Raw genomic sequence first — 12,175 nt, 5'->3', positions numbered from 1 at the left:
TGAAAAGAACTTCGACATACAGAACAATGACTTCGGATGGTCACATCTGCCATTTTCCTTTATGGCTGAGAACATGGTTTTCATGATGGTTACCGCTATGCTGAAGAACTTCTATCTCTATCTCGTCCGTCATATCAGCGAAAAGGTCAAGCCATTGAAAAAGACAAGTAGACTGAAAGCCTTTATCCTGCATTTTTGTCAGCGTTCCAGCAAAAATGGGTGCGAACGGGAAGGCAGAACGTTCTAAACCTGTATACAAATAAAACCTACTACGCTGAAGTATTCCTTGAATAAACAGTATTTCTTTGTGGTGTTTTCATACTTCCCCATTGGTTTGGGTGGGGGGATTTCATGCCTATGCAAGAACCAAGAACCCTGGAAAATTCCCAAATCAATGGATTAATCCCAAAATATCACTTCAATATATAAAAGTACCTCACAAGGAATAATGCTGCGGAATTGAGGTTATACATAAAAGTACCATTTGATGGCTTATTCTGAAACTCCTTAGGAATCATTGCTTGTTCTGAACCATCCCATTAATCTGCTCCATTGCTATAATCTATAGAACCTGGTGTAAATGCATTTATAACAGCAGCATTGGCTGTTTACATTGCATTTGTTTGTTTGCTTATCTAAAGTTTCCCACCCAAATAAATAGACAGAAAAATAACAGTTTGTCGAATTTTCTTTGTAAATTAGTAATCGCTAAACGACTGATTTTAAAGACAAGACAACAAAACTATTATGGAAGCAAAAATAAAGAAAATAAGTGGGTTATCCAAACTTTTGAATGTTAAAACTCGAATAAGTGATGATTTATTTCATCTTTTTGATAAGTTTGGCATTGATCACTTGTTATCTCGCCTGTCATTGGAGAAACGCTTGGAGTGACACCCCAGCACCTTATGGCTACAATCAGCGGTAATAACAAAGCGATGTACAAAATCCTCGTAATGGCTGAAGCATTGGAAAATGGGATAAGGTATATGGACACACTGCATAACCTCAGGTAGTCATGTGTTAAAAGTCAATGGAAATAGGGGAACGACAGGCAAAGGGGAATGAGAAAAACCTGTATTTGAAGGGGTGGGAAACTTTAGTTACTCATGTATTCCTCCCCATTCATTTTATAATTCATTTTCCTTTGTTTTTGGTATAGCAAAAGGTAAGGAATCTATCTCTGCCTTTATGCCTAATCTTTAAAAATTTGATAATCAGATGATTATTGCAATAACTCCCGATTTGGAGCATTAACGAAGCATTATCTTTCAAGTATTCTTCTTTTTGCATTTTCAAGTACCTCGAGAAATTCATCCAACATAAATGAAATTTTTTCATCAAGACAAAATTCAATCACAAATTTTTCTGTTTCTTTGTTGACTTCGGCAACCATTTTTTTTTCATACCAGATTTCTGCTACAAGATTTTCTCTATCAGGAACACTTGATAGTTCTATATTAAATTTACTCATATTTTTATTCTAAAAATCCTATAAATATTTTGCCACCACCACTAAATCTTGCACATTGCCCTCCTGGAATTCTATATCCAATACATCTCCAAATCTAACATGATGCCTTACAGTATTGATAGCATTAGATTTAGTTACTAAAGTTTCCCACCCTAATAAATAAGATAGAAAAAAAAGTTTGTCGAATTTTCTTTGTAAATTAGTAATCTCTAAAGAACTGATTTTAAAGACAAGACAACAAAACTATTATGGAAGCAAAAATAAAGAAAATAAGTGGGTTATCCAAACTCTTGAGTGTTAAAAGTCGGATGAGTGATGATTTATTTCATCTTTTTGGCAAGTTTGGCAACGGTCACTTGTTATCTTGCCTGTCATTAAAGAAACATGACGGAGTTTCGGCTTCGGAGTTAATCCTTTCTCTTTTCCTCTTTCGCATTGTGTGTGAGAGCATCCACAGTATATGCAAGCATAAAATATATGAGCTTTCAAATCATGGTAAGAATTGTTTCTATCGAATGAAGATTCGTCCTCAGTTGGATTGAAAAAACTTGATGAACCACTTTGCACTACGTTATATATGTCTTTTACATAAGTATGGCGAAGCTCCTCAATCCAATACCACGACATGTTTCATTATAGATGACACCGTACTTGCGACTACTGGGCTTATAAAGTTTATAAACATTATACAACATAAGATTATCCACTAAGGAGTCTAAAAAACAAACAGAGTCATCTTCTGCGATATCCTCATCGATTATTTGAGGAAAAAGAATCATTTTCTTGTGTATGTAAGAACAAAAGTGTGCCTTACCATAATGAGATTTTTAATCGGACACCAATACTTGATAACATTGTTTGAGTGGCAATACGGACATTGAAACTCAACTTACAATCTGGAGCATAAAGCTCCAAAAACTTTTTGTTGGCTCATCATTTTATTTGTAAAAATAGCAAAAGGCAGAGAATTTTTCCCACCTTTACGCCTAATCATAAAAAACAACATTAATAATCAGATAATTATTACAATAACACCCGATTTGAAGCATAACCACACCACTGCATTCCTCACGAATTTTTATCATGAACAAACCATTTGTTGTTCATAAGTAAATCAAGTACCTTCTCATTATTAAATTTTTCAACTTGAAAAGAAAAAGTCAAATATCCTACATCAACATTATTATGAATTAACCATTCAAACGTTTCGTCAAAAATAGTTAATCCTATCATATAGTAAATATCGATGCTTTCTTTACTATATCCTCGTGGACTGTGAGTTTTGTTACCTTTTATAAACTCTATAAAATCTTCTCTTGAAAACTTAGAATATTTTTCATTTAGGGCTATATCATATCCTTTTGTCAAATAGATAAAATTAGAGTCTATGTTGTAAAACAAAGGCATAAAAATTGGTTCTAAGAAATCAACAACTGGCCATTTATATTCAAAATTAAATGTTTTTACTTGTTCCTTATTAGTTACGAAACCGTCAATATCTAACTCGTATATTTTATATAGTTGCTCTGTTATATGCGAATCAATAACACTTTTTGTCATTATTTTTTATTTATAAAAAACCAAAGTTTCCCACCCTAATAAATAGAAAAATAACAGTTTGTCGAATTTTCTTTGTAAATTAGTAATCGCTAAAGAACAGATTTTAAAGACAAGACAACACAACTATTATGGAAGCAAAAATAAAGAAAATAAGCGAGTTATCCAAACTTTTGAGTGTTAAAACTTGAATGGATGATGATTTATTTTATCTTTTTGGCATCGGTCACCTGTTATCTCGTCTTTCATTGGAGAAACAGGACGGGGTCTCGGCTTCGCAAGCAACTTGTTAACTTGTCCACTCGTTCACTTGTCCACTTACCATGTTACTTTATCTTTGATACAAGCAACTTGTTCACTTATCTACTCATTGACTTGTCCACTTACCATGTTACCAATTGAAGTATCGAAATCACATGATAAAGATAAAAATTGAAATGTAGAGCCCCAGAATTTGTTTTTAACAAAAAGATTAAGTAAATTCGCACTTAGTACTTGACTTTGCCAAATTTAAATTTAGAAACCAATTTTATGCCGAGCTATACGACGGAGCAGAGTTGTATGAAGTTTTTAGCGATGGCAGAGAGATATTAAAAGCAATATTTAGCGAGAACGAAAATAAATTTATATCTATAAAGTAATTTTATGAGAACGTACAAACGAGGAAATTTTGCTATCTATCTATTGCAAGAGTATTATTTTTATAAAACAGATAATCCTGATATGTTTGAATTAATAGATAGAAAGTGCCAATATGAAAAGTTGAGCAAAATAGGTTTCTTGCAACATAATAATATAATAAGCTATAAATATGTTTCAAAAAAAGATATTTCAAGCGCCTTTAATACAATAACCTTTGTTAAATATAAGGGATTTAATTTCTTTGCAGAAAATTCTTCAGAAGGCAAATTTATACTTCGTCCATTAGAAGAAGCAATGAAATATTTTAAAGATTTTCCAAGACAGGGATATGACCCCATATATGAGGCGATAGAAGAGGAAATTTCTGACATTTGGGAGGAACGCAAACCAATAGAGGGTTTCAAATTTGATGTAGAGCCAATCGTTTATCTTAAAAAAGATGGTATTTGGTTGGTGGAGGAGTAAAACAAGGACATTAAGTTGCATCTTTTAAATAATAGTTGTGTGGTCATAAGGTTCAAATCAAAAGATATTCCTGAAAATATTGTTATCCCCAAAGGTGGTACTTTTGATGATTAGGATTATCCTTTCACTTCACATAGTTTTACAGCTGGAATAAAAGGAAGAATAGAAGTGCCAGAATTTACAATACCAAGAGGTCTTGGAGTTTCTATTGAAGATGGAACTGAAATTTGGAAGATAACACGTGATGGTAAGCAAACTTTATACGCAGTGTTTAATAATAAAACTTTTAAAATAGTTGAGTGATGGAAATAAAGGCACCAAGTAGAAGGCGCATTCTTTTTGAAGAAGAAGATATGTTCTTAACAAAATATTGTGACGATAGCAATATCTGGTTTTGGAAAATAATAGGAGAGAAGCCTTGTTTGATAGAAAAGGGCTTTAAGGAGCAAGGAACTTTATACACCCTATCGTTTCCCCAAAAAAGGAAATATCCTTATTCCGCCTATGAAAGTCGCATGTATTGCATTTACTTGGGGTACAAGTATGAAGTTGAGAATATATGGCATGGATTATTCATACTATCCCCCAACGAACGTAAAACGAGAAGACACCTTAAGCTAAATGACCATGATGATAGCCGAATAGAAGTTCCTTATGAGGAATTCATAGCTTCTTCTCCAATTATTTGGGAAGAGCGAGAGCCTATTTCTGATTTTGTTTTTGATGTAGAACCATTAGTCTATCTGTTCAAAGATAATTCATATGTTGAAGAGAATCTGCATGGTGCATGGTATAAGAGAAACATCAAATAAAGCGCGAATGAATAACAGTAATCCAATTTAAATAAGAAGATACCTCACAGATACTTGTCATCCCTACTTCAGAAGATATGGATTATCCATTTACAGCACATGGTTTTACAGCTGGAATAAAAGGAAGAGTTGAGGTGCCAGAATTTACAATACCAAGAGGTCTTGGAGTTTCTATTGAAAATGGAACTGAAATTTGGAAGATAACACGTGATGGTAAGCAAACTTTATATGCAATAATGGGCAAAAGTAAATTTGAAATTATTGAGAAATGAAGATAAAAATAACAAGAACTTCTCGAGTTTTATTTGAGGGGAAAGATTTGGCTTTAGCCAGCTATTATGATTATAACAAAAAAAAGAGGTATTGGATTATTTTTTCTGAAAATTCCATTTCTGTAGAAAATGGAAAACAGACAAATAATGATTTCGAACTATGGTTAGAACAAGGTAAGAGGTATCCATATTCTGCTTATGAAAGTAATATGTATTGCATTTACTTGGGGTACAAGTATGAAGTTGAGAATATATGGCATGGATTATTCATACTATCCCCCAACGAACGTAAAACGAGAAGATACTTAAAGTTAAATGATCGTGATGATAGCCGAATAGAAGTTCCTTATGAGGAATTCATAGCTTCTTCTCCAATTATTTGGGAAGAGAGAGAGCCTATCTCTGATTTTGTTTTTGATGTAGAACCATTAGTTTATCTGTTCAAAGACAATTCATATATTGAAGAGAATCTGCATGGTGCATGGTATAAGAGAAACATCAAATAAAGCGCGAATGAATAACAGTAATCCGATTTAAATAAGAAAATACCTCACAGATACTTGTCATCCCTACTTCAGAAGATATGGATTTACCTCTGGTAACAATGGTAGATTAGGAATACCTGAATGAAATTTGTTACAAAGGATAGATTTTGAAGATGGAGCTGAACTTTGGGGAGTTTTTCAATGATGGAAGAGAAACGCTGCGAGCAGTGTATAAAGATGGAAAGTTTAATACAATAAAATAATTTTGTTATATGGTTTTAAAGGATGTTAGTTATTTAAAGAGGGGCAATTATGTATATATATATGGGCATTGGTTGAATATGGAATTAAGCCAGGAGTTTGATACCCCCCTATTGGAAGATTTTTTACTAAAAACGATTTCTTTTTAAAATTAGGGTTTAGGAAAGAAGGTAATTATTATAAGCTATACATTCCGTATGGACGAAGTTATGAGTATTCTGCATTCTATAAATATTGTTATTGTAAATATCAAGGAGGAAAATATACTCCGAATACGGTTGTGTCAGATGGTAATATCATCCTATTCCCAGATTTGGAAACTCAGACATGCTTATTAGGATTTTTAGATAACGGAGATCATTATATAGAAATTCCATACAAAAAGTTTATTGAAGAAGTAACTGACGTTTGGGAAGAACGTACCCCCATTGAGGGCTTCAAATTTGATGTAGAGCCAATTGTTTATATTAAGAAAGATGGCGTATGGTTGGTAGAACCGAAGGAACAATAACCTCATGGTATGCAATCATAGACGAAGGTGCAGAACTATGGGAGGTGTATAGCAATGGACACGAGGTGCTGAGAGAGCTGTGTTTAAAAACAATAAATTACAGGCAATTAAATAGATAAACAAATGGAACGAATAAAACCAACAGGAATATATGGATATCTTGGTAGACATTTATTAAGAATGGCAAGTAAATCAGGTACCTATATATATTATACAGAAAATAAAGATCTTATAGAGGAATATAAGTTTAAAGCAATAAGAGAACCTCTTTTGAAAAATATTTTTTATGAATTAGAAGCTCCAAGAAATACAGGAATAAGGGCTTTTAAGATTCGCTCTTTTGCCAAGTATCAAGGATTTGACTTATACATAGAGAATTGTGATGATAAGATGCTTTTAGTCGCTCCTTTGAATGAAGATTCTTTTTTAAAAGTTTATCCAAGGAGAATTTGGCATAAGGGTTGGTATGATTCAAGGGATCCAAGATTTGAAATAAGCAAAGAAGAAGTAACTGACATTTGGGAAGAACGTACTCCCATAGAGGGTTTCAAATTTGATACAGAGCCAATTGTTTATCTTAAGAAAGATGATATTTGGTTGGTAGAGGAGTAAAACAAGGATATCAAGTTTCATCTTTCAAAAATAGTTGTAGGGTCATAAGGTTCAAATCAAAAGATATTCCTGAAAATATTGTTATTCCCAAAGGAGGTACATTTGATAATTGGCTCTATCCGTTTACTTCCACAGGATTTACCTCTGGTAACAATGGTAGATTAGGAATACCTGAATGGAATTTGCTACGAAGAGTAAAATTTAATGAAGGTGATGAAATATGGGAGGTGTCTAATGATGGCAAAGAAATTTTAAGGGCAATCTACAGTAAAGAAGATGAAAATCTTATTATCATAAAATGATGTGTTATGTTGAAAATAAAAAATAATGACTATGCTTTTTTAAAAGGTATAGAATGTCGGTTTTGGCAAGTAGAAGAAAACTTATATCGTCTTCAAACCTCTTTTAAAGAAGGGCTATTGGGTATTGGATTTAAAAGATATGAAAATAGCAAAACAAATGAGTTTTTATCAGATAAAGTTTTCATAACTCTATCCGCAGAACAGATACAGAGTGCTTTTCGGAGGGAGAATTATTGTAACTATCAGGCTGGAAAGTATTATTTAGAAAATATCATTTTAGAAAAAAATGAGATTATATTATCTCCTGAATTAGAGACAAAGAAAAAATTAGGGTTACATCTTTATGATGATAGAAGAATTCATTTACCTTATGATTCTTTTGTGAATGAAGTAACTGACGTTTGGGAAGAACGTACCCCCATTGAGGGTTTCAAATTTGATGTAGAGCCAATCGTTTATCTTAAGAAAGATGGCGTATGGTTGGTAGAGCTTTAAAAAGGGTTCTTCCGAAATATGAAGTGATAAACTAAAAGTCTTATATAATAGGCACACGGAGTAATGGAGAAACGGAGGTAATGCTATGTCACGGAGGTGGCGACGGCACAAAGAGCGACGGAGGTATATCGTACAGATTCTTGATAACTATTTTGAGGTAAACGCTTTGTATATAAATTGCTAATAGAATTGGCAAACAAGCTCCGTGGCTCTATGCACCGTCGGTGCCTCCGTTACTTCCATTGCTTTGTTTTAATAATCCTCCGTCCTCTCCGTGCCTCCGTGTGACATTGCTTCAAACTCTAAACACAAGCAGCAAAACTTATCACTCCAAAATCCTGAAGACCCATAATTTAATCATCATTCTTAAACACAATCATTTGCGTTTCCCGAAACCTTATTGGCATATTCATAATAAACGAATGCTCTTTAAAGCGCCCAAACTCAGTATAAAGAGATCTAAGTATTTCTCAAAAAATAATTTTGCTGTCACTACTGTCATCCAAAATCATCATATAACTTGTTAGTTTACAGTGGTATTACATGAAATGTTAAAAGTGACAGCAACTTAAAATAAAAAATATTCTTATAAGATGTGTAATATAATCCTCCTATTCGAGTATAAAACTTCAAAAAACACATTTACATAATCTTACCTTTATGCTTTAACCCAAGCAAATAAAGTCAATTCCAAACTTTAGTCATGTCCTTTTCATCACATTTTATTATAATTTCTCCACTCTCTTTATGTTGTTTTGATTAATATTATTATCTTTGCACCGATTATTTCGAAATAAATATCTCTGCTTATCCAAGAAAGATGAGTAGACAGTAAATTCTAATCGCATAAATGAAACAATTTAGACTGGTGGACAACATCTTCGGATGGGTTGCATTCCTTATTGCAGCCTTCGTCTATTGCTCCACAATTGAACCGACAGCCAGCTTTTGGGACTGTCCAGAATTCATTACAACAGGCTATAAACTGGAGATAGGACACCCTCCTGGGGCACCGTTCTTCATGCTTACAGCTAATCTTTTCTCACATTTTGCAAGCGATCCTACAGAGGTAGCACGCATGGTTAACACCATGAGCGCATTGCTTTCAGCAACGTGTATCATGTTCCTTTTCTGGACCATCACCCACCTCTCACGTCGACTAATCGTGCGTGACGGAGAAGCTCCATCACTTGCAAAAACCATCGCTATAGAGGGTGCAGGTCTTGTTGGTGCACTGATTTATACGTTCAGTGACACTTTCTGGTTCTCTGCCGTTGAAGGAGAGGTATATGCTTATTCATCAGCATTTACCGCAGTAGTATTCTGGCTCATCTTAAAATGGGAAGATAATGCAGACAAGCCACATTCTGATCGTTGGCTGATTCTCATTACCTATATGACAGGCTTATCTATTGGTGTTCACCTGCTCAATCTCCTTTGTATCCCAGCTATCGTATTGGTTTACTATTATAAGAAGGTTCCTGAGGCTAATCTAAGGGGCTCATTATTAGCCTTAGTACTCTCTGTGGTTCTTGTCGCAGCTGTACTCTATGGTGTTGTACCTGGTATTATCACCGTTGGAGGGTGGTTTGAACTATTCTTCACAAACACCCTTGGCATGCCATTTAATACAGGTACCATTGTATATATAGCTCTTCTTATTGCTTCCTTTGTATGGGGTATATATGAGACATATCAGAACAAAGACACAAGACGGCAGAACATTGCATTCTTAGCAGCATTAGCTTTAATTGGTATACCATTCTATGGCTATGGTTGGACTGCTTTCTTCACAGGTCTTGTTGTACTGGCTGTCGTTTATGTGCTACTACAGTGGCAGCGTCCATTCAACAAAGAAGGAAAAAGACAACGTGTTGCTCTTATATCACCACGTGTAAAGAATACAACCCTACTGTGTATGCTGATGTTGATTATCGGCTATTCTTCATACGCAGTGATTGTTATTCGCTCAACAGCCAACCCACCTATGGACCAGAACTCACCAGAGGACATCTTTACCTTGGGTAGCTATCTGAGCCGTGATCAGTACGGTGATCATCCATTACTCTACGGACAGGCTTACTCAAGTCAGCCTTCTGTTACAGATGATGGTACACATTATAAGTTCGATGAGGGTGCACCTGTCTATGAGCGTAAGGAGAAAGCATCTAAAGATGAGAAAGATTCTTATTTCGTTGTACGTCATAAAGCAACACAGGTGTTTGACCAGAATATGTTCTTCCCTCGTATGTATGACCCTAGCCATGCGGCTCAATATGAGCAGTGGATGGGAGGTATTGTCGGACATGACGTTGACGGCGTGAAGATGCCAACACAATTGGAAAACCTAAGGTTCTTCCTCTCTTATCAGTGTAATTTCATGTACTGGCGTTATTTCATGTGGAATTTCGCAGGACGTCAGAACGATATACAAGGTAATGGTGAGCCCGAACATGGCAACTGGATTACTGGTATCTCATTCATTGACAATGCACTCTATGGTAATCAGAACTTAATGCCCGATGAGCTGAAAGCTAATAAGGGTCATAACGTATTCTATTGCTTACCACTGCTACTTGGTCTTATTGGACTTTTCTGGCAGGCGTGGCGTGGCAAACGAGGTATACAGCAGTTCTGGGTGGTATTCTTCCTGTTCTTTATGACAGGTCTTGCTATCGTAATCTATTTGAACCAGACACCAAGTCAGCCACGTGAGCGCGACTATGCCTATGCAGGTTCATTCTATGCCTACGCAATTTGGTGTGGTTTAGGTGTATTGGCACTCTACGATTGGGTACGTAAATTGAAAGTTGCACCGGTATTGTCAGCATTAGTCATCTCACTCGTCTGTCTGCTTGTTCCTATTCAGATGGCATCTCAGACATGGGACGACCATGACCGTTCAGGCCGATACACATGTCGCGACTTTGGTCAGAACTACCTTAACTCACTACAGCAGAAGGGTAATCCAATCATCTTCACAAATGGTGATAATGATACCTTCCCACTATGGTACAACCAAGAGGTTGAGGGAGTACGTACAGATACACGCGTATGTAACCTTTCTTACCTACAGACAGACTGGTATATTGACCAAATGCGACGTCCTGCATATAAATCCCCAAGCGTTCCAATCTCATGGCCACGCCTCGATTATGTAAGTGGCACTAATGAAGCTGTACGAGTTGAACCACAGTATAAGGAACAGATTAAGGAATTCTACAAGCAGGATCCAGTTTCTGCAAAGGCACAATTTGGTGACGACCCATTTGAGTTAAAGAATATCCTCAAATATTGGGTACGCTCAAAGAATGATGAGACCCACTGTATTCCTACCGATACCATTTATATGACTATCGATAAGGAAGCTGTACGTCGAAGTGGTATGATGCTCCCTGGCGATTCAATTCCAGACCGTATGGTCATCTCTCTGGCAGGAAAACAAGCGTTGTATAAGAACGACTTGATGATGCTTGAGATGATAGCTAACTGCAACTGGACACGTCCTCTCTACGTAGCAATCACTGTTGGTTCAGAGAATTTTATGAACTTAGGTGATAACTTTGTTCAAGAAGGTTTGGTCAATCGTATCACACCATTCTCAACAGTACAAAGTCAGGATTCAGAAGGTATCAACATGCGTAACTTCGATACAGAGAAGACATACGATGTAATGATGAACCGCTTTAAGTGGGGAGGCCTTAGCAAGCCAGGACTTTACATCGATGAAACTGTAGCTCGTATGTGCTATACACATCGACGTGAGATGGCCGACCTTGCACTTCACCTCATTGCAAAGGGTGAGAAGGCTAAAGCATTGAAGGTCTTACAGAAGGCTGAGAAGGAGATACCTACCTATAATGTACCTGTCAGCTATATGAGTGGTTCTGGTGATATGGCACGTGCATACGCATTGTTGGGACAAAAGGCAAAAGCAAGTCAACTCTATGATGCGTTGTGGAAGATTTCTCTTCAGTATGCAAACTACTATATGAATCTTCCTCCTCGTCTTTTCAACATGTCAGAAGGGTCATGTAAGATGCACTTCCAGATAATGATGAATCTTGTCAATGACAATGACCAGACCAATCGTGCATGGGCTGAGAAGCATGCAAATCAGCTTAACAACCTGTTCCAGATCTTCAAAGCAAAAGGTGGGTCATTATAAACTTAGAGAGCAGAAGCTCTCCATTTAAAATAATTATCTAAAAGCCAGAATCTGGTTATCATAACAGATAACCAAACTCTGGCTTTTTGCTTTATATCCTCCTTTAAGTCTATGGAAGA

12 protein-coding genes and 3 pseudogenes are annotated in these 12,175 nt (G+C 35.8%); 13 read left to right on the top strand and 2 right to left on the bottom strand.

Annotated features, from left to right (window positions below; genetic code table 11):
• Positions 1-294, top strand: a pseudogene (locus HMPREF0666_RS17350) (IS1380 family transposase); the annotation flags it as partial.
• Between the two features lie 453 nt (positions 295-747).
• The gene (locus tag HMPREF0666_RS17345) at positions 748-894 is read left to right on the top strand and encodes a hypothetical protein (RefSeq protein WP_009012006.1); all 147 of its coding nucleotides are present in this window, start codon (positions 748-750) and stop codon (positions 892-894) included.
• A gap of 370 nt (positions 895-1,264) precedes the next feature.
• On the opposite strand, the gene HMPREF0666_RS08550 is transcribed toward HMPREF0666_RS17345, so the two are convergent.
• On the bottom strand, positions 1,265-1,474 hold the full coding sequence (locus HMPREF0666_RS08550) for a hypothetical protein (RefSeq protein WP_009012005.1): 210 nt from the start codon (positions 1,472-1,474) through the stop codon (positions 1,265-1,267).
• Positions 1,475-1,722: 248 nt separating this feature from the next.
• Here HMPREF0666_RS08550 and HMPREF0666_RS08545 point away from each other — a divergent pair.
• Positions 1,723-2,142 (top strand): annotated as a pseudogene (locus HMPREF0666_RS08545) (IS4 family transposase); the annotation flags it as partial.
• 400 nt (positions 2,143-2,542) lie between these two features.
• On the opposite strand, the gene HMPREF0666_RS08535 reads toward HMPREF0666_RS08545, so the two are convergent.
• Positions 2,543-3,034 (bottom strand): hypothetical protein, encoded by a 492-nt coding sequence (locus tag HMPREF0666_RS08535; RefSeq protein ID WP_009012002.1) that lies wholly within the window; start codon positions 3,032-3,034, stop codon positions 2,543-2,545.
• A gap of 128 nt (positions 3,035-3,162) precedes the next feature.
• On the opposite strand from HMPREF0666_RS08535, the pseudogene HMPREF0666_RS17340 reads away from it, so the two are divergent.
• The 10 genes and pseudogenes from HMPREF0666_RS17340 to HMPREF0666_RS08490 all read left to right on the top strand — a co-directional run.
• Positions 3,163-3,312: pseudogene (locus tag HMPREF0666_RS17340) on the top strand (IS4 family transposase); the annotation flags it as partial.
• A 364-nt stretch (positions 3,313-3,676) separates the two neighbouring features.
• Complete coding sequence (locus tag HMPREF0666_RS08530; RefSeq protein ID WP_009012000.1) at positions 3,677-4,138, top strand: hypothetical protein; 462 nt, start codon at positions 3,677-3,679, stop codon at positions 4,136-4,138.
• Positions 4,139-4,440: 302 nt separating this feature from the next.
• Positions 4,441-4,950: a hypothetical protein gene (locus HMPREF0666_RS08525; protein ID WP_009011999.1), complete on the top strand. Its 510-nt coding sequence runs from the start codon at positions 4,441-4,443 to the stop codon at positions 4,948-4,950.
• A gap of 77 nt (positions 4,951-5,027) precedes the next feature.
• Positions 5,028-5,222, top strand: a complete 195-nt coding sequence (locus tag HMPREF0666_RS08520) for a hypothetical protein (RefSeq protein WP_009011998.1) — start codon at positions 5,028-5,030, stop codon at positions 5,220-5,222.
• Positions 5,219-5,728, top strand: a complete 510-nt coding sequence (locus HMPREF0666_RS08515) for a hypothetical protein (RefSeq protein ID WP_009011997.1) — start codon at positions 5,219-5,221, stop codon at positions 5,726-5,728. The genes HMPREF0666_RS08520 and HMPREF0666_RS08515 overlap by 4 nt, the downstream gene beginning before the upstream one ends.
• 520 nt (positions 5,729-6,248) lie before the next feature.
• Entirely contained in the window at positions 6,249-6,479 is a 231-nt protein-coding gene (locus tag HMPREF0666_RS18090) for a hypothetical protein (protein WP_009011994.1), read from the top strand.
• 123 nt (positions 6,480-6,602) lie between these two features.
• The gene (locus tag HMPREF0666_RS08505) at positions 6,603-7,091 is read left to right on the top strand and encodes a hypothetical protein (RefSeq protein WP_009011992.1); all 489 of its coding nucleotides are present in this window, start codon (positions 6,603-6,605) and stop codon (positions 7,089-7,091) included.
• Positions 7,073-7,393, top strand: coding sequence for a hypothetical protein (locus tag HMPREF0666_RS08500; protein ID WP_009011991.1), 321 nt, complete (start codon positions 7,073-7,075; stop codon positions 7,391-7,393). The genes HMPREF0666_RS08505 and HMPREF0666_RS08500 overlap by 19 nt, the downstream gene beginning before the upstream one ends.
• A gap of 6 nt (positions 7,394-7,399) precedes the next feature.
• Positions 7,400-7,888: a hypothetical protein gene (locus HMPREF0666_RS08495; protein ID WP_009011990.1), complete on the top strand. Its 489-nt coding sequence runs from the start codon at positions 7,400-7,402 to the stop codon at positions 7,886-7,888.
• A gap of 850 nt (positions 7,889-8,738) precedes the next feature.
• Positions 8,739-12,056, top strand: coding sequence for a DUF2723 domain-containing protein (locus HMPREF0666_RS08490; protein WP_009011989.1), 3,318 nt, complete (start codon positions 8,739-8,741; stop codon positions 12,054-12,056).
• The last annotated feature ends 119 nt before the right edge of the window (positions 12,057-12,175 follow it).

It is taken from the genome of Prevotella sp. C561 (genome assembly GCF_000224595.1).
In the GTDB taxonomy this organism is placed as follows: domain Bacteria; phylum Bacteroidota; class Bacteroidia; order Bacteroidales; family Bacteroidaceae; genus Prevotella; species Prevotella jejuni.
Note: the sequence above shows the minus strand (reverse complement) of the source record. Positions and strands in the feature narration are given on the sequence as shown.